This window comes from Streptomyces sp. NPDC096012 (assembly GCF_040426375.1).
In the GTDB taxonomy this organism is placed as follows: Bacteria; Actinomycetota; Actinomycetes; order Streptomycetales; family Streptomycetaceae; genus Streptomyces.
In genome coordinates this window covers 216,936-239,619 of the sequence record NZ_JBEOTD010000004.1, presented here as the reverse complement: position 1 = coordinate 239,619, position 22,684 = coordinate 216,936, and the positions used below count along the sequence as shown (strand labels likewise).

17 protein-coding genes and 1 pseudogene are annotated in these 22,684 nt (G+C 72.2%); 10 read left to right on the top strand and 8 right to left on the bottom strand.

Features of this window, described 5'->3' with window-relative positions:
* The first annotated feature begins 83 nt into the window (after positions 1 to 83).
* On the top strand, positions 84 to 1,094 hold the full coding sequence (locus tag ABVB68_RS06855) for an aldo/keto reductase (RefSeq protein ID WP_353599957.1): 1,011 nt from the start codon (positions 84 to 86) through the stop codon (positions 1,092 to 1,094).
* A gap of 26 nt (positions 1,095 to 1,120) precedes the next feature.
* On the top strand, positions 1,121 to 1,717 hold the full coding sequence (locus tag ABVB68_RS06850; protein WP_353599956.1) for a TetR/AcrR family transcriptional regulator: 597 nt from the start codon (positions 1,121 to 1,123) through the stop codon (positions 1,715 to 1,717).
* Here ABVB68_RS06850 and ABVB68_RS06845 read toward each other — a convergent pair.
* From ABVB68_RS06845 to ABVB68_RS06835, 3 genes are all read right to left on the bottom strand, one after another.
* The gene (locus tag ABVB68_RS06845; protein WP_353599955.1) at positions 1,698 to 2,096 is read right to left on the bottom strand and encodes a hypothetical protein; all 399 of its coding nucleotides are present in this window, start codon (positions 2,094 to 2,096) and stop codon (positions 1,698 to 1,700) included. The genes ABVB68_RS06850 and ABVB68_RS06845 overlap by 20 nt on opposite strands.
* Positions 2,097 to 2,229: 133 nt before the next feature.
* Positions 2,230 to 2,487: a hypothetical protein gene (locus tag ABVB68_RS06840; protein ID WP_353600050.1), complete on the bottom strand. Its 258-nt coding sequence runs from the start codon at positions 2,485 to 2,487 to the stop codon at positions 2,230 to 2,232.
* A 74-nt stretch (positions 2,488 to 2,561) separates the two neighbouring features.
* Positions 2,562 to 3,986, bottom strand: coding sequence for an MFS transporter (locus ABVB68_RS06835; protein WP_353599954.1), 1,425 nt, complete (start codon positions 3,984 to 3,986; stop codon positions 2,562 to 2,564).
* Between the two features lie 120 nt (positions 3,987 to 4,106).
* On the opposite strand from ABVB68_RS06835, the gene ABVB68_RS06830 reads away from it, so the two are divergent.
* Positions 4,107 to 4,982, top strand: coding sequence for a helix-turn-helix transcriptional regulator (locus ABVB68_RS06830; protein ID WP_353599953.1), 876 nt, complete (start codon positions 4,107 to 4,109; stop codon positions 4,980 to 4,982).
* A gap of 217 nt (positions 4,983 to 5,199) precedes the next feature.
* Here ABVB68_RS06830 and ABVB68_RS06825 read toward each other — a convergent pair whose 3' ends face one another.
* Entirely contained in the window at positions 5,200 to 6,651 is a 1,452-nt protein-coding gene (locus ABVB68_RS06825; RefSeq protein WP_353599952.1) for an MFS transporter, read from the bottom strand.
* A gap of 275 nt (positions 6,652 to 6,926) precedes the next feature.
* Here ABVB68_RS06825 and dusB point away from each other — a divergent pair, with 275 nt between their 5' ends.
* Entirely contained in the window at positions 6,927 to 8,060 is a 1,134-nt protein-coding gene (dusB, locus tag ABVB68_RS06820; RefSeq protein WP_353599951.1) for a tRNA dihydrouridine synthase DusB, read from the top strand.
* On the opposite strand, the gene ABVB68_RS06815 is transcribed toward dusB, so the two are convergent.
* The 3 genes from ABVB68_RS06815 to ABVB68_RS06805 form a co-directional block, all read right to left on the bottom strand.
* Positions 8,061 to 9,767 (bottom strand): LTA synthase family protein, encoded by a 1,707-nt coding sequence (locus tag ABVB68_RS06815; protein WP_503006031.1) that lies wholly within the window; start codon positions 9,765 to 9,767, stop codon positions 8,061 to 8,063.
* Between the two features lie 331 nt (positions 9,768 to 10,098).
* A complete protein-coding gene (locus ABVB68_RS06810; protein WP_353599950.1) occupies positions 10,099 to 12,036 on the bottom strand; it encodes an amylo-alpha-1,6-glucosidase in 1,938 nt (645 codons plus the stop codon).
* Positions 12,033 to 13,829 carry an MGH1-like glycoside hydrolase domain-containing protein gene (locus tag ABVB68_RS06805; RefSeq protein ID WP_353599949.1) on the bottom strand — a complete coding sequence of 599 codons (1,797 nt, stop codon included), beginning with the start codon at positions 13,827 to 13,829 and terminating at the stop codon, positions 12,033 to 12,035. The genes ABVB68_RS06810 and ABVB68_RS06805 overlap by 4 nt, the downstream gene beginning before the upstream one ends.
* Before the next feature lie 123 nt (positions 13,830 to 13,952).
* Between ABVB68_RS06805 and ABVB68_RS06800 the strand changes: the two genes are divergently transcribed.
* From ABVB68_RS06800 to ABVB68_RS06785, 4 genes and pseudogenes are all read left to right on the top strand, one after another.
* Positions 13,953 to 15,173: an ROK family transcriptional regulator gene (locus tag ABVB68_RS06800; protein ID WP_353599948.1), complete on the top strand. Its 1,221-nt coding sequence runs from the start codon at positions 13,953 to 13,955 to the stop codon at positions 15,171 to 15,173.
* 451 nt (positions 15,174 to 15,624) lie between these two features.
* Positions 15,625 to 18,345, top strand: a complete 2,721-nt coding sequence (ppdK, locus tag ABVB68_RS06795; protein WP_353599947.1) for a pyruvate, phosphate dikinase — start codon at positions 15,625 to 15,627, stop codon at positions 18,343 to 18,345.
* A gap of 703 nt (positions 18,346 to 19,048) precedes the next feature.
* Positions 19,049 to 19,675: a hypothetical protein gene (locus ABVB68_RS06790; protein ID WP_353599946.1), complete on the top strand. Its 627-nt coding sequence runs from the start codon at positions 19,049 to 19,051 to the stop codon at positions 19,673 to 19,675.
* Between the two features lie 252 nt (positions 19,676 to 19,927).
* Positions 19,928 to 20,212: pseudogene (locus ABVB68_RS06785) on the top strand (hypothetical protein); the annotation flags it as partial.
* Between the two features lie 3 nt (positions 20,213 to 20,215).
* Here ABVB68_RS06785 and ABVB68_RS06780 read toward each other — a convergent pair.
* Positions 20,216 to 21,001, bottom strand: a complete 786-nt coding sequence (locus ABVB68_RS06780) for a tyrosine-type recombinase/integrase (RefSeq protein WP_353599945.1) — start codon at positions 20,999 to 21,001, stop codon at positions 20,216 to 20,218.
* Between ABVB68_RS06780 and ABVB68_RS06775 the strand changes: the two genes are divergently transcribed.
* On the top strand, positions 20,915 to 21,712 hold the full coding sequence (locus ABVB68_RS06775) for an alpha/beta fold hydrolase (protein ID WP_353599944.1): 798 nt from the start codon (positions 20,915 to 20,917) through the stop codon (positions 21,710 to 21,712). The genes ABVB68_RS06780 and ABVB68_RS06775 overlap by 87 nt on opposite strands.
* Positions 21,713 to 21,772: 60 nt before the next feature.
* Positions 21,773 to 22,525: an alpha/beta fold hydrolase gene (locus ABVB68_RS06770; RefSeq protein ID WP_353599943.1), complete on the top strand. Its 753-nt coding sequence runs from the start codon at positions 21,773 to 21,775 to the stop codon at positions 22,523 to 22,525.
* Positions 22,526 to 22,684: the final 159 nt, after the last annotated feature.

Below are 22,684 nucleotides of genomic sequence, written 5' to 3'. Positions count from 1 at the left end.
TCGGCGCGGTCGGCGATACGGCCGCTGACGAAGATGGAATGACAGATATTGAAATCTGTCAGCTGTCATGGCAGGGTGGAGGCATGACGACACGAACCCGAGACCTCGGCACCACCGGCCCCCGGGTCTTCCCCCTCGGCCTCGGCTGCATGGGCATGTCCGGCATGTACGGCGAGTCGGACCGCGCCGAGTCCATCGCCACCATCCACGCCGCCCTGGACGCCGGCGTGACCCTGCTCGACACCGGCGACTTCTACGGCATGGGCCACAACGAACTGCTGGTCGCCGAGGCACTGCGCACCGCCCCGGCCGCCCTGCGCGAGAACGCGCTGCTCAGCGTGAAGTTCGGCGCCCAGCGCGGCCCGGACGGAGCCTGGTACGGCTTCGACGGGAGCCCGGCCGCGGTGAAGACCTTCGCCGCGTACTCCCTCCAGCGCCTCGGCGTCGACCACATCGACGTCTACCGCCCCGCCCGGCTCGACCCCGACGTGCCGATCGAGGAGACCGTCGGCGCGATCGCCGAACTGGTCGAGAAGGGGTACGTCCGGCACATCGGGCTCAGCGAGGTCGGCCCCGACACCATCCGCCGGGCCGCCGCCACCGCCCCGATCGCCGACCTCCAGATCGAGTACGCGCTCATCTCCCGCGGTCCCGAGCGGGAGATCCTGCCCACCCTCCGCGAGCTGGGCATCGCCGTCACCGCCTACGGCGTCCTCTCCCGCGGCCTGATCTCCGGCCACCTCACGGCCGGCCAGAAGTTCGCCGCGCACGACTTCCGCGCCCAGTCGCCGCGCTTCCAGGGCGAGAACCTCCAGCACAACCTCACCCTCGTCGAGTCCCTGCGCAAGATCGCCGAGCAGAAGGGCGCCACGGTCGCGCAGATCGCCATCGCCTGGGTGCTCTCCCGCGGGGAGGACATCGTGCCGCTCGTCGGCGCACGCACCCGGGAACGGCTCGGCGAGGCCCTGGGCGCCCTGGACGTCACCCTGGACGCGGCCGACCTCGACGCCGTCGAGGCCGCCGTACCGGCGGACGCGGCGGCCGGCGAGCGGTACGCCCCCGCCCAGATGGCCATGCTCGACAGCGAGCGCTGAACCCGCCGCCCGGTACCGTCTAGGACATGGCACCGACCACCGAGACCCTGACCGCCGAGCGCATCCTCGAGGCGACCGAGGAGGTGCTGCGCCGCCACGGGCCGGCCAAGGCCACCGTGGTCGACGTGGCCCGCGCGCTCGGCGTCAGCCACGGCAGCGTCTACCGGCACTTCCGGACCAAGGCGGCGCTGCGGGAGGCGGTCACCAAACGCTGGCTGGACCGCACCTCACGGCGGCTCGCCGGGATCACCGAGGCCGGCGACGCCCCCGAGGAGCGGCTGCGGGCCTGGCTCGCGGCCCTCTTCGAGGCCAAGCGGCACAAGGCGGGCGACGACCCCGAACTGTTCGCCACGTACACGGTGCTGGCCGGCGAGAACGGCACGGTCGTCGGCGAGCACCTCGCCGACCTGACCGCGCAGCTGACCCGGATCATCGCGGACGGGACCGGGTCGGGCACCTTCCTGGCGCCCGACCCGGCCGCCGCGGCCCGGGCCGTCTTCCACGCCACCGGCCGCTTCCACGACCCCTGCTACGCCCGGGAGTGGACCGCCCCCGGCATCGACGAGGAGTTCACGGCCGTGGTGGACCTGCTGATACGGGGGCTCACTTCACCTTCACGGTGACCGTCGGGGAGTGCACCTTTCCGGCCGCGATCCGCAGATGTTCCGTGCCCTTGGTGTTCAACTTGCCGACCAGGACGTACGAGCTGCCGTTCCTGACCTTGGCGGTGGCCTTCAGGCTCGTCCACTTGCCGGACTTCTCGTGCTGGAGCACCAGCGGGGTGCCGATCTTGAGGCCCTTGGTGCGGCCGGTGAAGCGCACCTTGTCGCCGGCCTTCACCGTCGACTTGTCGGCCTTGACGGTGATCGAGCCGGAGCTGTCGCCCGGGCTCGACGCGCTGCCGGCGGCGACGGCACCGGCCGTCCCGCCGCAGAACAGTGCCACCGACAGAGCGCCGGCGCCCAGCACACGGCTGGAGCGGTGGCGGAGTACCGAGGTCATACGCGCCTCCTGTCGCTCGGATGGACCTCTCCCAGGCTGGGCCCGGCGCCCGCGAGCGGCCACTCGGGACAGCCCGGAGCCCGCCCGCCCCGCACAAGAGCCCAGGTCAGCAGGCGGGCGGCGCGCCGCATCCTCAGCGGGACGGTTGCCGGGCCGCCGCCGGGTCGACCGTCGCCTGGTGGGCCTCGGCCAGGTGCTCCTCCGCCTTCAGCCACGGCAGGAACTGCGCGCCCCGCCGCCAGCCGCAGGTGTCGCACCTGATCGTGCGCTGCACACCCGTGCGCTGCACCCGGACGACGTGCTCGCGGCCGTGCCCGTCCCATCTGCTGACCTTGCTGGTGGTGTTGCCCCTGGCATGGCGCCTCCCCGCTCGCGGGTCCGGCGACCCGATGGCAAGGAGTGTGCGCCAGGACCGGCGCCGACGGGGGTGGCTTCACACCGAGTTGGCCGAGGCGTGCCCTCGGCTCAGCCGACCTCGCGGGGCAGCCGCAGGCTGAGCAGACCCGTCAGCACGATCCCGCCGACCTGCACCAGCAGCGTCGTGACCAGCGCGTCCCGCACGCCCAGATGCGGCACCAGGACCAGGAACAGCGTGCCGAGCGTGGCCACGCCCAGGGCCAGCGCGGACTGCTGGGTGGTGACCATCACACCGCTGCCGACGCCGGCCCGCTCGGCGGGCACCTCGGACATCACGATCCACAGCAGATTGGGCAGTTGCAGCGCCTGTCCGGCACCGGCCAGGGCGGTGCCCGGCAGCAGCGACCAGAAGTCCGGATGCGGCCAGGTGCGCCAGGCGGCCAGCACGATCAGCAGGATGCCCGCGCCCTGCACCGCGGCGCCGGCGGTCACCACCCGGGTGCCGTACCGCCTGATCAGCCGGGGACCCGCGAGCGAGACCAGCAGGTGCACCACGGCCATCGGCGCGAGCGCGAGCCCGGCCGGCACCGGGGCGAGACCGGCCCCCCGCTGCAGCGCCAGCGCGATCACGAACATGAACCCGCTGAAGCCGACGGCGAACGGCAGCATCAGCGCCAGCCCGCGCCGCAGCGAGACGAGCGCCAGCAGACTCGGCGGCACCAGCGGAGTCCGCCCCGCCCGGTCCGCCCGCCGCTCCACCGCCCAGAACGCGGCCGCGGCGAACGGGAAGGCCGCCAGCGACAGCCACGTCCACAGGGGCCAGCCCGCCGCCCGGCCCTCGGTGAGCGGGACGAGCAGCGTCAGCAGGGACAGCGCGAGCAGCACCGTGCCGGGCCCGTCGACGGGCTCCGGACGCTGCGAGCGGGTCTCGGGCACGAGCCGGACGGCGAGCGCCAGCCCGGCGACGACCACGGGCACGTTCACCAGGAAGACCGCCCGCCAGCCGGTCCCGGCGATGTCGGCGGCGACGAGCACACCGCCGAGGACCTGCCCCGCCACCATCGAGAGCCCGGCGGTGGCGCCGAACAGGCTCATGGCCTTCGCCCGGCGCGCTCCGGTGGTGGTCGCCTGGATGGTGGCCAGCACCTGGGGCAGCATCGCCGCGGCCGAGGCGCCCTGCGCGACCCTGGCCACGACCAGGGTCCAGGCGGTGGGCGCGAGCCCGCACACCAGAGAGGTGAGCCCGAAGGCGGCCATCCCACCGAGGAACAGCCGGCGCCGCCCGAACGAGTCCCCGAGCCGCCCGCCGAGCACGAGCAGCACCGCGTAGGCGACCCCGTATCCGGCGACGACCAGCTCCAGCACGGCCTCGCCCGCGTCCAGATCGGAGCCGACGGTCGGCAGGGCGACGTTGATGATGAAGAAGTCGACCAACGGCAGCGAAGCGGCCAGCAGCACGGTGAACAGGCCGAGCCCGCCGAGCGCGGACGGCGCTGCCACCGGACGGACGGCCGTGGTGACGGGTTCGCTCATCCCCCGAGCTTGAGTCCCCGTCCAGCTCCGCTGCCAGAGTGTCTTGATCCTGGTAGAAGAACTACCCGGATACCGGGGGAGCACCTGGAAACGGGGTGACGGTCCCGGCACCCTGGACGCATGACGACCATGGCCCGGGAGAGCGCCGCGCGGTCGAACGGCCGCGGCTCCCAGATCCGCCGGCACGAACTGGCCGCCTTCCTGCGCAGCCGCCGTGAGCGGCTCGCCCCGGAGCAGGTGGGCCTCCCGCGCGGCGCCCGGCGCCGGACCCCCGGGCTGCGCCGGGAGGAGGTCGCCCAGCTCTCCGCGGTCGGTGTCACCTGGTACACCTGGATCGAACAGGCCCGCGACATACAGGTCTCCGCGCAGGTCGTCGACGCCCTCGCGCGCACCCTGCGGCTGGACCCCGGCGAGCGCGCCCACCTCTTCCGGCTGGCCGGCGCCACGGACCCGGAGCCGGCCGCCGACACCCCGAACGTGACGCCCGCGCTGCGCGAGATGCTGCGCCGGCTGGAGCCCCTCCCGGCCTGCATCCAGAACAGCCGGTACGACGTCCTCGCCTACAACCGCACCTACGGCCGGCTGCTGAGCGACCTGGACGCGCTCCCGCCCGAGGACCGCAACTGCCTGCTCCTGGTGTACACGGACCCGGAGTGCCAGGCGGCGGTCGTCCACCTGGAGGAGACCCAGCGGCTGATGGCCGCCCGGCTGCGGGCCGACCTGGCCGGTCATCTCGGCGAGCCCGCCTGGAGGAAGCTCCTGGAGCGGCTGCAGGAGTGCCCGGCGTTCCGGGAGAACTGGCGGCGCCACGAGGTGGTCGGCACCCGCTCCCGGACCAGGGAGTTCCGCAACCCCCACGTGGGCCGGCTCACCCTGGAGCACACCGACCTGTGGCTGGGGCCCGAGCAGGGCGCCCGCATGGTCACGTACACCCCGGTGGACGAGGAGACCCGGCGGCGGCTGGAGAAGCTGTACGAGGTGGCACGGGGTGGCTGACCGGCTCCGGGCGGGACGGCGGGACGGCGGGAGCCGGCGGCCGGGCGCGGCGGTGACCGGGGGGCCAGGCGCGCCGAGGTCCGGTGGTCAGGGTGCGCGCCGAGGGCCCGTGGTCGGGGCGTGCGCCGAGGGCCGGTGGTCAGGGTGCGCGCCGAGGGCCGGTGGTCGGGGCGTGCGCCGAGGGCCGGTGGTCGGGGCGTGCGCCGAGGGCCCGTGCTCAGGCGCCGTGGGAGGCTTCCACGGGCCGGCGGACTTCCGGCGACTGGAGCAGGCCGGCCGTCCGCTCGGCCGTGCGGCGGGCCCAGCGGCCGGTGGTGAACAGGCCGAGGACGAGCACGGCCAGGCCGCACGCGGCGAGGATCCACCAGCCGGGGCGGGCAGCCGAGACGAACGCGTGCCGGTACGGGGACGAGCCGATGCCGGACGCCAGGACGGCGCCGACCACCGCGACGCCGAGGGTCTGGCCCAGCTGCCTGCTCGTGGAGGCGACCGCGGCGGCGACCCCGGCCTGGGCGCGCGGCATGCCCGACACGGCCGTGTTGGTGATCGGCGCGTTGACGAAGCCGAAGCCGATGCCGAACAGGACGTAACCGACCACGAGGGTGGTGTTCGACGTCTCCGCGTCGAAGACCGCGAACAGCACGCCGCTCACCGTCAGCGCCGTGCCCGCCACCAGCAGCGGCAGACGCGGGCCCCGGGTGCCGACCAGCCGGCCGGACAGCGGGGCGCACAGGAACGTCGGCGTGGCCATCGGCAGCATCCACAGGCCGGCGTGCAGGGCGTCCAGGCCGCGCACGTTCTGCAGGTACAGGGTCGACAGGAAGAGGAAGCCGCCCAGCGCGGCGAAGGCGCTGACCGCGATCACGGTCGCCCCGCTGAACGGCGCGGAGCGGAAGAAGTGCAGGTCGACGAGGGGTTCGGCGCGCCGGGGCTCGTACCACAGCAGCGCCAGCAGGGCGGCCAGAGCGATCGCGGCGAACGGGGCCGAGGTGGCCGGGCCCGCGCCCGGCGCCTCGATGATCGCGTACGTCAGCGAGCCGAACAGGGCGATCACCAGCAGCTGGCCGACCGGGTCGGGGCGACGCGCCTTGGGCGCGCGGGACTCGGGGACGAAGCGGAGGGTGAGGAGGAGGGCCGCGAGGCCGACCGGGAGGTTGACCCAGAAGATCGAGCGCCAGCTCACGGACTGCACCAGCAGGCCGCCGACCAGCGGGCCCGCCGCCATGGATATGCCGACCACCGCACCCCACACGCCTATCGCGCGGGCGCGCTCCCGGGTGTCCGTGAAGGTGTTGGTGATGATCGACATCGCGACCGGGTTGAGCATCGAGCCGCCCACCGCCTGCATCATCCGGAACACCACGAGCAGTTCCAGGCTGGGCGCCAGGGAGCAGAGCAGCGAGCCGGCGGAGAAGATCACCAGGCCGGCCATGAAGACCTTCTTGCGGCCGATGCGGTCGGCCGTCGAGCCGGAGAGCATCAGCAGGGAGGCCAGGACGAGCGTGTAGGCGTCGATCGTCCACTGCAGGCCGGAGGTGTCCGCGTGCAGGTCGCGTTGCAGGGAGGGCAGCGCGACGTTCAGCACGGTGTTGTCGAGGCTCACGATCAGCAGGCTCATGCAGCAGATCGCGAGCACGAGCAGACGTCGACGGTGGCTCAAGTCATGCATGGTAGGAATCGTACGCGGATTTCGATAGTGCGTCTAACTAATGAGCAGTACATCAACTTGCCGGACCGATATGCGCTGTTACCTGCCGTTCCGTCCCGCCCCCGTACCGAGGGCGACCGCGGGCCGGGTAGTCCCGGCGGCCTGGGCCGGGCACGCCGGCCGGTGACGGAGCGGGGTGGGCGAGGACCGGCCGGGGGAGCGGGCGGAAGAGTGGTCCGCGCGGTGAGGGACAATGGGTGCTTGCCCTGTGCCGTACACCGTCCCGGAGCCCCGCGATGACCCACCCGCTCTCCATCGGCCCGCACGCCGTGGCGCCGCCCGTCGTGCTCGCACCCATGGCCGGGATCACCAACGCGCCCTTCCGCACCCTGTGCCGGGAGTTCAGCGGCGGCAAGGGCCTGTTCGTCAGCGAGATGATCACGACCCGGGCGCTGGTCGAGCGCAACGAGAAGACCATGCAGCTGATCCGGTTCGACGCCAGCGAGCGGCCCCGCTCGATCCAGCTGTACGGCGTCGACCCGGCGACCGTCGGCAAGGCCGTCCGCATGATCGCGGAGGAGGACCTGGCCGACCACATCGACCTGAACTTCGGCTGCCCCGTTCCGAAGGTCACGCGCAAGGGCGGTGGCTCGGCCCTTCCCTACAAGCGCAACCTGCTGCGGGCGATCCTGCGCGAGGCGGTCTCGGGCGCCGGCGACCTGCCGGTGACCATGAAGATGCGCAAGGGCATCGACGACGACCACATCACCTTCCTCGACGCCGGCCGGATCGCCGTGGAGGAAGGGGTCACGGCCATCGCCCTGCACGGCCGTACCGCCGCCCAGCACTACGGCGGCACCGCCGACTGGGACGCCATCGCCCGCCTGAAGGAGCACGTCCCGGAGATCCCCGTCCTCGGCAACGGCGACATCTGGTCGGCCGGGGACGCGCTGCGGATGGTGGCGGAGACCGGGTGCGACGGGGTGGTCGTGGGCCGCGGCTGCCTGGGGCGGCCGTGGCTGTTCGCCGACCTGGTGGCGGCGTTCGAGGGGCGCCCGCAGGACGTCGCCCGTCCCGCCCTCCGCGAGGTGGCCGACGTCATGGTGCGGCACGCCACGCTGCTCGGGGAGTGGCTCGGCGACGAGACCAAGGGCGTGGTCGACTTCCGCAAGCACGTCGCCTGGTACCTGAAGGGCTTCGCGGTCGGCTCCGAGATGCGCAAGCGGCTCGCGATCACGTCCTCGCTCCGGGAACTGCGGGCCGGTCTCGACGAACTGGACCTGGACCAGCCGTGGCCGGCCGGCGCCGACGGCCCGCGCGGCCGTACGTCGGGCAACAACCGGGTCGTCCTGCCGGACGGCTGGCTGAAGGACCCCTACGACTGCGCGGGCGTGGGCGAGGACGCGGAACTCGACACGTCGGGTGGCTGATCAGCCCTTCCTGGGGTGCGGTGTCGAGCCGAACGCGGTCAGGAAGCGGTCCCGGAAGGCGCTCATCTTCCAGACCGGGGCGTCGTGGGCGGGCCGCAGGCCGTCCGTCCAGCCCCAGCCGGCCACCTTGTCCAGCATCCTGGGGTCCTTGGCGACGATCGAGACCGGCACGTCACGGCTGGCGTGGTTGCCGCTGACGCGGGCGTTGGGCTGGTGGTCGCCGAGGAAGACCAGCACGGTGTCCTTGGAGCCGTAGCGTTCCAGCCACTCGGTCAGCGCGGTCACCGAGTACTGGATCGACTTGCCGTACTCCTGACGGGACCTGGTCGTGTCGGCGATGACGTCGGCCGGCTTGGCGCCCGCCGCCTGGATGTCCTTGAAGACCGAGCCGTCGCCGAGCTGGTCCCAGCCGACCGCCTTGGGGATGGGCGCCCAGGGCTGATGGCTGGAGGTCAGGATGAGCAGCGACATCCGCGACCTGCCGGCGGTCGGCGGCTTGCTGTGCACCCGCTCCTGGTACTGCTGCAGCGCGTACTGGTCGGGCATGGTCGACCAGCTGAACTTCGGGCCCCGGTAGCCGAGCTGGAAGGCGTTGTAGACCTTGTCCAGGCCGTACCACTTCTGCTCCGGCCACCCCTTCTGCACGCCCGGCATGACGCCGACCGTGTCGAACGCGCCGGTCTTCTTGAACGCCTCCGTCAGGCTCAGGTGGTCGCTGGCCATGACGGTGCGGTAGCGCTGCTGGTTGCTGATCCACAGGCCCGACATGGTGGTGGAGTGCCCGAGCCAGCTGCTGCCGCCGTAGGTGGCCGAGGTCAGCCAGCCGCTCCTGGCGTGGAACCCCGCCTTGTCCAGCGCCCGGGTCCGGGCGGCGAGGGTCCGGTCGACGCCGGGCGCCATGAGGGGATCCTCGATCGCGCTGCGGCCGTAGCTCTCGATGAACGTGAAGACGACGTCCTTGCCGCGCAGATCCGGGACCAGCTGGCTGCCCGGGGTGTTGCCGAAGGCGTCGACCCGGGCCACCTTCCGGAACTCCGCCTCGTCCTTCAGGGTGCTCGACACCCGGCGGGCCTGGATCTTCAGCGCCTCGGCGGTGCGGGCGGACGCGATCGGCACCCCGGCCGGCTGCAGGCCGAGCGACGAGCAGGTGATCCAGACGACCCCGGCGATCAGCGTGCCCCGGGTCGCGGTGGCGGGGTGCCGGGCGAGCAGCTCGGCGAGGCGGACCATGGACAGCGCCGGCAGCACGAGCAGCAGCAGGACCAGGGTGATCACACCGGCCACGGCGGCGAGGGTGGCGCCCCGGCCGAGGGAGTCCTCCAGGTACGACCGCGCGTCGCCGAACAGCTCCCAGTCGAGGATGACGTTGAAGCTGCGGCCGAGGTACTGGTTGAAGCCCATGTCGAGCAGGTTCAGCACGGTCATGGCCCCGAGCACCACCCCGGACACCGCCGCCAGCACCACGCGGGGCCGGCGCGGCAGCGCGAGCAGCACGGCGGCCCCGATGACGGCTTCCCCCGGCAGGCGCACGAACTTGGCCGGCCCGAGCCCCGCGACGGTGTTCGGCAGCACGAGCGCGGCGAGCACGAGCACCGCGGCGAGCACGGTGACGGTGAGCGAGAGGACCCGGGCCGCCGTGGGATGCCGCTCCCGCCGGCTCCGTATCCGCGCCGACCACGCGGCCCAGGAGCGCCGGAAGAGCCCCAGGGTGCCGGTGCGGGCCTCCCCGGGGACGTTCCCCGATGCCTCGGGCTCCTGTTGTCGCGTGTCTTCCGGGGTGTCACCGTCGGCCTTTCCGGCCGTGAGCGATGACTGGCGTGTGCCCGTGTGCTGAGACAACCCGGAGGTCCTTCCGTGCGAGACCCGTGATGCAGTCCCGTACGGCTCCCGCCAGACCCCCGTTCACGGCCCTCGGCAAACACCGGGCAAACCCCGGCGCCCCGAGCGATTTGGAGGGGGAGCGGGGGACTCCGGGGCCACGACCGCGAGGAACCGCGCGGGGGAAGGCGGGGTGCGGAGTGCCTCCCGGCGTGTCCTCCTACGCTCCGCCCACCGCCGTCAGCAGGGCCAGTGGTGCCGCGGCCGAGCGGGAGTCCCGGACGCAGGCGTGCGAGGAGGGCACCGGCTCGGGGTGGGTGTCGCGGCCGTACCCCGCCAGCACCCCGGGCAGCCGATGGCCCGCCGCCGTCGCCGCCCCGACCAGCGCGTGGGCGACCGTACGGGCCTCGTCGTGCAGCCCGTAGCGGGCCAGCCCCAGCGTGATCAGCGCGTTGTCGTGCGGCCAGACCGAGCCGCGGTGGCGGGAGAGCGGGTGGTACGCCGGCTGCCCCGCGGCGAGCGTGCGCACGCCCCAGCCGGAGAAGAAGTCCGGTTCGAGCAGCCGCCGGCCCACCACCTCGCCGTACTCCTTGTCCAGCAGCCCCGACCACAGCAGATGCCCGGCGTCGGAGGCCAGCGCGTCGATCCGGCGGCCCTCGCCGTCCAGCGCGAGCGCCGGGAAGGAGTGCTCCCGCATCCAGAACTCCCGCTGGAAGCGGTCCCGCAGATCGGCCGCCGTCTGCTCGAGCAGCGCCGCGTACGTCCGGTCGGCCCACCCCGTGCGCGCCACCCAGGCCGTGCGCCGCAGCGCGTCGTACGCGTAGCCCTGGGCGCCCGCCGCCATCACCGCCCCGCTGGGCCGGGTGCCGTCGGCGCAGCAGATCGCGCCGGGGGAGTCCTTCCAGTTCTGGTTGGCAAGGCCGCCCTCGTCGGCACGGTGGACGAGGTAGCCGCGCGAGGTGAGGCCGCCGTGGTCGAGCATCCAGCCGACCGCGGCGCGTGCGTGCGGCTCCAGACGGCGGGCCAGGGCCGTGTCCCCCGTCCGCTCGACGTACGCGCCGAGCAGGATAAGGAACAGCGGGGTGGCGTCGACCGAGCCGTAGTAGCGCCCGTACGGCACCTGCCCGAAGTGCGCCAGCTCGCCGTGCCGCACCTCGTGCACGATCTTTCCCGGCTGGGCGGCCGGGGCCCGGCCCGCGCCGGTGGCCTGGGCCGCGGCGAGCGCCAGGAGGGTGGCGGCGGCCATCCCCGGGCGGTACGGCAGCGCGAACAGCGAGGTGAGCAGGGCGTCCCGGCCCAGCAGCGTGAGGAACCACGGGGCGCCCGCGGCCGGCACGCTCAGCTCCTCGCCGTCCGGCCCGGTGGCCGGCACCTGCAGCACGGCCAGGTCGGCCAGTCCCTGCGCGCAGGCCGCCGCCAGCTCCGGCCAGCCGGCCGGGAAGGCCACGCCCTCGGCGAACTCACCCTCCCGGGCCAGCCGTTGCTCGCGCACGGCGGCCGGATCGCGCGGCACGCGCAGGGCCCGCTTCTCGCCGTGCGGGCGGGCGATCACCCGCAGCAGCAGCGTCGTCGCGCCGTGCGCCGCCAGGTCGAGGGACCACACCAGGCGGCGGGCGCCGGTGCCCGTCTCCTCCACGGCGTCGGGCGCCGGATCGGCCGTGATGGTCGTGCAGGACCGCCACTCGGCGCGCCGGTAGGTGAACTCGATTCCGTCCGCGAGGACTTGCCGGGAGCGCAGGGCGCCGGGCTTGACGTAGGTGCGGTGGTCGGCGCGCAGTTCGAACTGGTCGGAGAAGTCGGCGTCGACGGTGAGGGCGAGCCGGATGGTGGTGGGCGCCGGGCGGTTGCTCGTCACCCGCAGCGACTCGACGAACGCGCTGTCGCAGACGGCCTGTTCCCGGAAGAGGGTGTGCGCCGGCGGATCCAGCCGGCCGCCGCGCGGGACCAGCACGCAGCGCGTCGCGTCCCCGTCGGCCACCGGGCTGAGCACCTCCGGAACCGCGCCGTCGACGGTGAGCTGCCAGCGGCTGAGGTGCCGGGCGTCCCGTACGAACAACCCGTCCGGGGAGCCGCCGCCCCGCACTCCGCTGATGTCGCCCCGGTCGCCCACGGCGGCGAACGTCGCCCCGTGCACGAGCAGATGATGCCGGTCCGTCATCCCCGGTCCCCTCCTTCGTCACTCCTGCCGAACGTGCCGGTGCCCGTGCGGGACACGCCCTTTTGGGGGCTCTTGTCCAGTGTTTGACGCTCTCGCGGTGCAGGCCGCCGGTGCAGCAGATCGAGCGCCAGGGCGGCCGTCCAGCTGAAGCCGGCCGCGCCGCAGGCCTCACCCGTGCACGGATCGACGTACTCCGCGAAACCGGTGCCGCCGGCGAGGTCCAGCACCGCCTCGCGCAGGGCGTCGGCCCGCTCCCGCTCGCCGTGCGTGCGCAGCCCGCGCTCCAGCAGCCAGGCGGTGTTGAACCAGGCGGGGCCGCGCCAGTACCGGTGCGGGTCGAAGGCCTCACCGAGGAGGTCGTAGCTGGGGACGAGCAGGGCGCGGTCGCCGACCGAGAAGTGGGGCCCCTGGACGGTGCGGACGAGGGCGGCGGCGATGTCCGGGGGCAGGTCCGGCAGCAGCAGCGGGACCAGTCCGCCGACGCCGCGCTCGCCGATCAGCCCCTCGCCGTGCAGGTCCCGGCACAGGAAGATGCCGGCCGCCGGCTCCCACAGCCGCTCCACCAGCGCCGTCGTCAGCCGCGCGGCCCGCGCGCGCCGGGCGGTGCCGGACGCGCCCAGTTCCTCGGCGATCCGCGCCAGCGCGTGCTCGGAGGCGATGAGGAGCGCGTTGAACGCCGGGTCCTCGACGGCGAACGCACACGTCCGCGGGCCACCGCCGCCCCCGGCCGACGTCCTGCCGGCCGCCACCGTGCCGGCGGCCGCTCTGCCGGCCGTCACCCTGCCGGCCACGGCAGTGCCCGCTGCTCCGCCTGCCGCGGCGGGGTCCGCCGTCCCGTCCGCCGCGACCGCGGCCGTCCTGCCCGCCGCCGTCCCGTCCGGCAGGGCCGTGCCCGCCGCCGTCCCGTCCGCGCCCGCCGCCGTCCCGTCCGCCACGCCTGCGCTCGCCGCCGTCCCGTCCGCGCCCGCCGCCGTCCTGTCCGCCACGCCTGCGCTCGCCGCCGTCCCGCCCGCACTCGCCGCCGCCCCGCCCGGCTCGTCCGCGTATCCCGCGTCCCGGTAGTCGGCCGCCAGCCGCACGTACCGCCCGTAGTCCAGGTCCGTCGGCCGGCCGGCGGCCGCGCCGTGGTCGAGGTCGGCACGGCGGAAGGAGTGGGCCGGGGCCGGGGTGACGCGGGCGAGCGGGGCGTCCCAGCAGGGGCTGTTGTCCATGCCCTGCTCCCAGGGGTGGACCACGGACACCAGCCCGCCGCCGCCCAGGTCGCGCCGGTGCAGCAGGTACCGGTGCCAGGCGGCCAGCCGGGGGTGGACCCGGGCGAGGAAGCCCCGGGCCCGGGACAGGCCGGGGTCGGCCTGGTGCACCAGCCAGGCGGCCAGGGCGTGCACCGGTGGCTGCACGATGCCGGACGTCTGTACGGTGCGCGGAGCGCCCGCGCCGCGGCCCGCGGTGCCGGAGCGCCAGAAGTCGGGGCCGGGGAAATAGGCGCCGAGCGGTACGGAGGGGTTGAAGACGATGTGCGGGACGCGGCCGTCGGCCCACTGGGCCGCCAGCAGGGTCTCCAGCTCGGTCTGCGCCCGCAGCGGCGACACGTGCCGCAGGCCGATCGCGATGAACGCCGAGTCCCACGACCACTGGTGCGGATACAGGCTCCGGGAGGGGACCGTGGAGCGGCCCGTCCAGTTCGCGTCGAGCACCCGGGCCGCCCTGCGGTGCAGGGACGTGCCGGACAGCGGGGGGCCGCAGGCGGTCCCGGGCTGCGCGGGCCGGGCGCTGAGCTGGGCGGTGCGGTCCACTCGGGGCTCCCCGGAGAATAGGACGTCCGGCCGGGGTTTGGCTGCGGACACCGTCGGGTTACGTCTATTTAACAAGCAAAACCCAATATGTAGCGCAGGGTTGAGAAGCACAAGGGGGCGCGCATGACCGGACGTCCGGGCAGGACCGGCAGGAGCGGGAGCCAGGCGGGTGCCGGCGATCTGCTCGAACTGGTGCGCAGCGGACGGGCCGTGACCCGCGGTGCGCTCCAGCAGGCGACCGGACTGTCCCGGGCCACCGTCGGCCAGCGCCTGGACCGGCTGTTCCGGGCGGGTTGGCTGCGCGAGGGCGCCGGCGGCCCGGTCGGCTCACCGCTGGGCGGCCGCCCCGCCGTCACCCTGGAGTTCGACGACTCCCACGCCGTGGTCCTCGTCGCCGACCTCGACACCCGGCACGCCCGCGCGGCCGTGCTCACCCTGACCGGCGAGATCCTGGCCGAGCACGCCGGCGCGCTGGCGATCGAGGACGGGCCGGAGACGGTGCTCGGGGAGCTCGGGCGCCGGTTCGCCGGGTTGCTGGAGAAGTCCGGGCGTCCGGCGGCGGGAGTCTGCGGGATCGGGCTCGCGGTGCCCGGCCCGGTGGACGGCGAGACCGGCCGGGTCGTCCAGCCCCCGATCATGCCCGGCTGGGACGGCTACGACATAAGAGGCCGCCTGTCCCGCGCCTTCACCGAGCACACCGGCGCCCCGGCCGTGCCGGTCCTCGTGGACAACGATGCCAACCTCATGGCCTACGGCGAGCAGCGCGCCGGGTATCCGGACTGCCGGGCGTTCGTGCTGGTCAAGGTGTCGACCGGGATCGGCGCCGGGGTCGTGGTCGACGGCTCGCTCTACCGCGGCGCCGACGGCGGCGCGGGCGACATCGGGCACATCAGGGTCGGCGCGGACGCGCTGTGCCGGTGCGGCTCGCACGGCTGCCTGGCCGCCGTCGCCAGCGGCGGTGCCGTGGCCCGCCGGCTGGCCGAGTCGGGCGTGCCGGCTTCCTCCGGCTCGGACGTGCGGGACCTGCTGGCCGCCGGGCACCCGCAGGCCGCCGCGCTGGCCCGGGAGGCCGGGCGCCGGGTCGGTGACGTGCTGGCGACGGTGGTGACCCTGCTGAACCCGGGCGTGCTGATGATCGCGGGCGACCTGGCCGGGACCTCCTTCCTCACCGGTGTGCGGGAACTGCTCTACCAGCGGGCGCTGCCCCGCTCCACGGCCCACCTGGACGTCGTCACCTCCCGGCTCGGCGAGCGGGCCGCGCTCATCGGAGCGGGCGCCCTGGTCGTGGAGCATCTGTACGCGCCGGCCCGGGCGGAGGAGCGGCTCACGGCGATGGGCGTGTGACGGCGCCGGTCACAGGCCTCCAGCGGTCCTGTGACGGGTGTGGTCCGCGTTCCCGGCCGGTCCCGGAGCACGTCCGCATGGTGAAATCCGGGGCGCTGTGACAGCGTGATTCTCGCCACCTTTGATAAGGGTTGCGCTCAAACGAGCGGATCAAGAGCGACTGCACTTCTCCAAAGGGTGGCACTGGGTGCCACCTCCTGATCGTTCATCGATCGAACTCAATCGTGCTTGACCCCGCTCATGCGAGCGGGAAACGGCCCCGAGGAAGACGTGTGCGTTCAAGAAGTGAAAACATCGGCGCCCCGTGGCTTGCCAAGCCTTGACTTTCGATCCGCTGGCGGACGGGTGGTTACGGGCGTATGACGCGCAAGTAGACGTACCCACGGACCTTCGATCTGGGTATGTTCCTCGCCGTCAGGGCAGCCACCGTGGCCTCAAGGAGTCGAGACCCGTGTCGGAAAACAAAGAACCCCACGTAGCGAAGTTCGTTTACGACTTCACCGAGGGCAACAAGGACCTCAAGGACCTCCTCGGCGGCAAGGGTGCCAACCTCGCCGAGATGACCAACCTGGGTCTCCCGGTCCCTCCCGGCTTCACCATCACCACGGAGGCCTGCAAGGTCTACCTGGACAGCGGTGAGGAGCCCGCGGCACTGCGTGACGAGGTGAGTGCGCACCTCGACGCCCTCGAGCAGAAGATGGGCAAGAAGCTCGGCCAGGCCGACGACCCCCTGCTCGTCTCGGTCCGCTCCGGTGCCAAGTTCTCCATGCCCGGCATGATGGACACCGTCCTGAACATCGGCCTCTCCGACAAGTCGGTGCAGGGCCTGGCCAAGCAGGCCGGCGACGACCGCTTCGCGTGGGACTCCTACCGCCGCCTCATCCAGATGTTCGGCAAGACCGTCCTCGGCGTCGACGGCGACCTCTTCGAGGAGGTCCTCGAGAAGGCCAAGGACGCCAAGAAGGTCACGGTCGACACCGATCTGGACGCGGCGGACCTCAAGAAGCTGGTCACCGCCTTCAAGAAGATCGTCAAGAAGGAGGCCGGCCGGGACTTCCCGCAGGACCCGCGCGAGCAGATGGACCTCGCCATCAAGGCGGTCTTCGACTCGTGGAACGGCGACCGCGCGAAGCTGTACCGCCGGCAGGAGCGCATCCCGCACGACCTGGGCACGGCCGTCAACGTCTGCTCCATGGTGTTCGGCAACCTCGGGCCCGACTCCGGCACCGGCGTGGCCTTCACCCGCGACCCCGCCTCCGGCCACCAGGGCGTCTACGGCGACTACCTGCAGAACGCTCAGGGCGAGGACGTCGTGGCGGGCATCCGCAACACCGTCGCGCTGGCGGAGCTGGAGCAGATCGACAAGAAGTCGTACGACCAGCTCATGCAGATCATGGAGACCCTGGAGAACCACTACAAGGATCTCTGCGACATCGAGTTCACCATCGAGCGCGGCCAGCTCTGGATGCTCCAGACCCGCGTCGGCAAGCGCACCGCCGGTGCCGCCTTCCGTATCGCCACCCAGCTCGTCGACCAGGGCCTGATCGACGAGACGGAGGCGCTGCAGCGCGTCACCGGCGCCCAGCTGGCGCAGCTGATGTTCCCGCGGTTCGACGACGAGGCCAGGAGCGAGCAGGTCGGCCGGGGCATCGCGGCCTCGCCGGGCGCGGCGGTCGGCAAGGCGGTCTTCGACTCGTACACGGCCGTGAAGTGGTCCCGCTCGGGCGAGAAGGTCATCCTGGTCCGCCGGGAGACCAACCCCGACGACCTGGACGGCATGATCGCCGCCGAGGGCATCCTCACCTCGCGCGGCGGCAAGACCTCCCACGCGGCCGTCGTCGCGCGCGGCATGGGCAAGACCTGTGTCTGCGGCGCCGAGGAGCTGGAGGTCGACACCAAGCGCCGCCGCATGACGGTCCCCGGCGGGCACGTCGTGGAGGAGGGCGACGTCATCTCCATCGACGGCTCCAGCGGCAAGGTCTACCTCGGTGAGGTCCCGGTCGTCCCGTCCCCGGTGGTGGAGTACTTCGAGGGCCGGATGCACCCGGGCGCCGACGACGCCGACGAGCTGGTCGAGGCGGTCCACCGCATGATGGCCTTCGCCGACCGCAAGCGCCGGCTGCGGGTGCGCGCCAACGCCGACAACGCCGAGGACGCGCTGCGGGCGCGCCGCTTCGGCGCCCAGGGCATCGGCCTGTGCCGCACGGAGCACATGTTCCTCGGCGAGCGCCGCGAGATGGTCGAGAAGCTGATCCTCGCCGACACCGAGGAGGAGCGCGAGGCCGCCCTGTCGGAGCTGCTGCCGCTCCAGAAGAAGGACTTCGTCGAGCTGTTCGAGGCGATGGACGGCCTGCCGGTGACGGTCCGTCTCCTGGACCCGCCGCTGCACGAGTTCCTGCCCGACATCACCGAACTCTCCGTGCGCGTGGCCCTGGCCGAGTCCCGCCAGGAGCCGCACGAGAACGACCTGCGCCTGCTCCAGGCCGTGCACCGGCTGCACGAGCAGAACCCCATGCTGGGCCTGCGCGGTGTCCGCCTCGGCCTGGTCATCCCCGGCCTGTTCACCATGCAGGTCCGCGCCATCGCCGAGGCCGCGGCCGAGCGCAAGGCCGCCAAGGGCGACCCGCGTGCCGAGATCATGATCCCGCTCGTCGGCACGGTGCAGGAACTGGAGATCGTCCGCGAGGAGGCGGACCAGGTCATCGCGGAGGTCGAGGCGGCGACCGGTACGGCGCTCAAGCTGGCGATCGGCACGATGATCGAGCTGCCGCGCGCCGCGCTGACGGCCGGCCAGATCGCGGAGGCGGCGCAGTTCTTCTCCTTCGGCACGAACGACCTGACCCAGACGGTGTGGGGCTTCAGCCGCGACGACGTGGAGGCCTCGTTCTTCACGGCGTACCTGGAGAAGGGCATCTTCGGCGTCAGCCCGTTCGAGACGATCGACAAGGACGGCGTCGGATCCCTGGTGAAGGCGGCGGCGGAGGCGGGCCGTCGTACCCGCCCCGACCTCAAGCTCGGTGTCTGCGGCGAGCACGGCGGTGACCCGGAGTCGGTCCACTTCTTCCACGAGGTGGGTCTGGACTACGTCTCCTGCTCCCCGTTCCGCATCCCGGTGGCCCGCCTGGAGGCCGGCCGCGCGGCGACCCAGTCGACGGGCAGCGACCACCGCTAGGCCCTGCGGGCCGCACGAACCCCGGAGCCGCCGCCGGTCCCCGACCCTCACCGATCGGCGGCGGCTCCGGAGCACGAAAGAGAAGGGGCGACACCCTGTGCGGGGGTGCCGCCTCTTCGTGCATGGGGTGGGGGGACTGTCAAGCTACGGCGCTGACCAGGCCAAACGGAGTTTGCTGGCGTTGGTTGTCGTTGAACCTGCGCGGAGCTGTTGTGCCCTCGTTGTGCCCTGGGGGTGTGGCTTGGGTTTGTCACGTGTGGTGGTGGTCGCCAGGGGGCGCACCTGCGGCCGTTCTCTACAGCCGCAACTGATCACCGGCGGCCGTGACCTGCGGCTGCCTACTCGATCAACGCTCGGACCTGCTGCCGAGCTGTCGGCACCTGTCGACGTTGGTCACCATCGAGCGCCCTTCCCCGGCCCGAGGACGGCCCGGAAGGGCGCTCGTGCGTGAGCACCGCTTTAGGAGTTCGATCACCGTGACCTGCCACCTGCCCAGACGCATCGTTGTGGGCGATTCTCGGTCCGTCTGCGGCTGAGTCGGTCCGTCGTCGTCCGGCGGCGTTGATGTCAACCGCTGATGTCAGACTGTGCGGGCTGTACACGGCCCCAAAGTGGCTTGGCTCCCGGTGTTCCAGCATGTTCGCACGATCTGGCACGCGTCTGGCACGGTCAGGGCGCCTATGGGCCAGGTTAGTCTCCGATCATGGCTTTGCGACCTGATGAGTTCTACGACCACGCACGTGCGGCCGCGGATGGTGAGCTTCGGCTTCCGTTGGCGCGGATGACCAGCTGGGAGATAAGCCCGTTCGAACCTGAGGGACTTCGCGTCACGCCGTTGCGCCCGCCCGTTCTGCCCGAGCCGGAACGGCACGGAGAGGACCCGGCGAACTGCGACCTCTGCCGCGCCCGAGACGAAGGCATCTGGTTCAACGAACGATGGCGACTGACCCGGGTCACGGGCGTCGGTGTGCCTCTGGTGCTGATGCTGTACTCCCGAGACCACTACGACTTGGCGGATCTGCCGGACGAAATGGCCGCCGAACTCGGGGTGCTCACCACTCACATCGTTCGCCATGTGCAGGCACTTCCGCATATCTCCCGAGCCCACGTCTACCGGATCGGGGACGGAGCTGCACACCTGCACATCTGGTTCTTCGCTCGGCCCGAGGGTCACGCCCAGCTGTATGGGTCGTGGCTGCCGGTCTGGGACGACCTTCTGCCGGAGTACCCGGCGGACGTAGCCGACGCAGACGCGGCGGCCGTCTCTGACGCATTGGTCACCTCGTACGGAGGCCGTCGCTCGGCCACCGACGAACAGATGCACGCCTAAGCCTTCCCCACGATCTCATTAGGCGGTCTACTGATCACCGGTCTGGCTGGCCAGCAGGACTGAAGAAGCCCACGGATCTGACCAGTTCAGATGCCGTGGGCTTCTGTCGTTGAGCGGTCGGCGTCGAGTGACCTCGGGCGGACCAGAGACGGCCCAGCGGAGATCACTCGTCGGCCGCCAGCCACTCATCGAGCCGGACCTTGACCTGTTGGTTGTGGGCGGCGTGCCAGAGGACATCCCCACTGACGAAGGCCCCGAGGGCCGGGACCGGTCGCGGCCAAGCCGGTCATCTCCGGCGCGGGGGTGAACATCGCCCTCGGAGGCGTCGGCTTCCTCGCCGTGTGTGGCGGACTGCTGCTGCTCACCACCTTCATCACCGCCCTCACCGCCCTGATCACCCAGCTCATCACCCTCGCCGCTGTCCTCTTCGGCGGCTGGATCGCCGTGCAGGTGCTCAGCGCGAGCGGCCACCGGAGCGGCGGGGCCACGGTCAACATCCGCAAGGCCGTGATCAAGCGCAACCACTTCCACCGCTGACCCTCATTGGTCGCGCTGCCGTTGCTTCTGCCGGCGGTCCATCCACAACTGCACTGCCACCTGCGCCACCCCCATGACGAACACGAACACGAACGAGTCCAGCCACGCGTGGTCCAGCACCACATGCCAGAACACGGCGCAGGCAGTCCAGACGGCGATCAACAACGGGATCACCACCGCCAATCGCACCGAACGCGGTGTCCGTGAACGCCAGTCGGCCAATGCGATCTTCGCCTCACTCAGTGCCCCCATGGGACACCGATTACCCCAACCCCAGGGCACATCACCGAGAGCGGCCTCCATCATGCCGGCCGTCCGATCCTCGTCCGCCTCCCACAGGTGGGTGTAGACGTTCAGTGTGATCGACGACTTGGCGTGGCCCAACCGCATCTGTACTTGCTTCGGCGTCGCCCCGTTCTTGATCAGCACGGACGCGTAGAAGTGGCGCAGGTCGTGGACGGTGGCGTTGGCTGTCGTTGGACCTGCGATCGGATGGGTGGTCCGCAGGCGGATCCGGTGCTCGGCCGGGAAGTCGTAGGGCGCCGGTACCGACGTGGTGAACGAAATCGGGTGGGGTGTCTTGATCGAGGCTTGAGGCTTCTGGTGCCCACGCCGCGTCCACTGCCGTAGGCGGTGATGGTGTGCTGAGGCCCGGTGGCTACTCTCGTCTCTCCGACGATCCGAAGTGGAGGGGATCAGGCTGTGCGCAGTGCCGCCGTGACGCCCGAGGGCGGCCAGATCCGCTGGGTCGAGCTGCCGGGACAGGAGCCGTCCCGCGTCTACGTCCATGGTCTGGGCGCCACGTCGCCGGCCTACTTCGCGGAAGTCGCGGTTCATCCTCTGCTCGCCGGACGTCGTTCGCTGTTGATCGACTTGCTCGGGCACGGCATCAGCGACCGGCCGACCGACTTCGACTACACCCTGGAATCCCACGCCGATGCCCTTGCCGCGGCCCTGAACAGCGCGGGTGTCATGGGCGCCGAGCTGATCGCGCACAGCATGGGTGGCTCGGTGGCCATCGTCCTGGCCGCCCGGCACCCCCATCTGGTCTCCCGCCTGGTCCTGGTCGACGCCAACCTTGACCCGATCCCGCCCGCACCGGGCGCCGCGGGCAGCAGCGGCATCGCCGCGTACTCCGAGGAGGAGTTCCTGGCGGGCGGCTGGGAAGAGATCCGCGACCGGGCTGGTTCCCACTGGTGGTCCACCATGCGCCTGGCAGGCCGGGAGGCCCTGCATCGCAGCGCGGTCCACCTCACCCGCGGCACCGTCCCCACCATGCGTGAGCTTCTGCTGGACCTGAAAATCCCCCGCACCTACCTGTTGCCCGAGGCCGACGGCCCGCTCCCGGGAACCGATGCGCTCACCGAAGCCGGGGTGACCGTGGTCTCCATCCCGGACTGCGGGCACAACATCATGCTGGACAACCCGGAAGACTTCGCCCGCGCCACCGCGGCGGCGCTCTCGGACCACAACCGGCGACAGCGCCCAAGTGGCCCGTAATGGGGAGAGAGCCGCGCGGGTTCCTCCTGTGCGAGGACGAAGGAACGGGCCCGTGCGGCCTTGTCTCATCCTGCCTTCACCGGCATCTCCCGTGCACATCCCGGCGGTTCGATCGACGAGCCGGCCGGGCCGTGGACCGCGCGCCGTGAGTCCGCACCGCACGAGCGGCGCGGCGGCACCGGCGGGCAGCGGCCTGGCGCCGGGCCGAAGCACGACCTCGTCTTCACCGACCGGGTGTCGGTCACCCCGGTCCACCTGCGTCACCAACTCCCGCACGCCGTCCTCGCCGAGCTCCACGGCCTGGAGCGGTCCCCCCTCACCAGGGCGATCGGCGAGATCCGTCCGCTGCCGGCCGCGCGTGGCTTCGCCGTCCCCGACCGGCGGGGACCGCGCCTGCACACGCCGGCCGATGTCCTCGCCCACGCCGCAGCCGAAGGGATCACGCTCCGCATCGACGGCACCGAGACCCAGATCCGCCGGCTCGACGACATCGATCCCGAGATCGTGCGCCACGTACGGGAGATGGCGCTACGCACCGTCATGAAGCACACCCCGGACGAGCCGAACCACTGCGTTCCGGTCGAAGACGTCGCCTCTCGCGCCAAGGACATCACCGTCCCGGTCCTGGCCATCAACGGCGCCCTGGACACACGCGGTTGCCTCGACACCGTCACCGCCCTGATCGACGCCGTCCCCAACGGTCGCATCACGCAGCTGGACCGTGCCGCCCACTACACGACCATGGAGCAGCCGGAGGAATTCACCCGGATCCTCCTGGATTTCCTACGGGAGATATACGTCCCAGAGGGCTAGGCCCTGTCTGACAATTCGCGGCCGCCCTTCGGGCGACGACGCCAATTGTCAGACAGGACCCAGTGGTGATTTGTCGCCGCGCAGGCAGGCGACCGGTCATGGCCGGTGTCTGGGACGCGTCGCGAGGGCCGGCGTCGCATGGCAGCGCAGGCACAGGTC

Coding starts and splice junctions, on each gene's coding strand:
- ABVB68_RS06855 (WP_353599957.1), top strand. CDS start 84: ATGACGACACGAACCCGAGACCTCGGCACCACCGGCCCCCGGGTCTTC.
- ABVB68_RS06850 (WP_353599956.1), top strand. CDS start 1,121: ATGGCACCGACCACCGAGACCCTGACCGCCGAGCGCATCCTCGAGGCG.
- ABVB68_RS06845 (WP_353599955.1), bottom strand. CDS start 2,096: ATGACCTCGGTACTCCGCCACCGCTCCAGCCGTGTGCTGGGCGCCGGC.
- ABVB68_RS06835 (WP_353599954.1), bottom strand. CDS start 3,986: ATGAGCGAACCCGTCACCACGGCCGTCCGTCCGGTGGCAGCGCCGTCC.
- ABVB68_RS06830 (WP_353599953.1), top strand. CDS start 4,107: ATGACGACCATGGCCCGGGAGAGCGCCGCGCGGTCGAACGGCCGCGGC.
- ABVB68_RS06825 (WP_353599952.1), bottom strand. CDS start 6,651: ATGCATGACTTGAGCCACCGTCGACGTCTGCTCGTGCTCGCGATCTGC.
- dusB (WP_353599951.1), top strand. CDS start 6,927: ATGACCCACCCGCTCTCCATCGGCCCGCACGCCGTGGCGCCGCCCGTC.
- ABVB68_RS06810 (WP_353599950.1), bottom strand. CDS start 12,036: ATGACGGACCGGCATCATCTGCTCGTGCACGGGGCGACGTTCGCCGCC.
- ABVB68_RS06800 (WP_353599948.1), top strand. CDS start 13,953: ATGACCGGACGTCCGGGCAGGACCGGCAGGAGCGGGAGCCAGGCGGGT.
- ABVB68_RS06790 (WP_353599946.1), top strand. CDS start 19,049: ATGGCTTTGCGACCTGATGAGTTCTACGACCACGCACGTGCGGCCGCG.
- ABVB68_RS06780 (WP_353599945.1), bottom strand. CDS start 21,001: ATGGACGTAGACGCGGGACGGCTCCTGTCCCGGCAGCTCGACCCAGCG.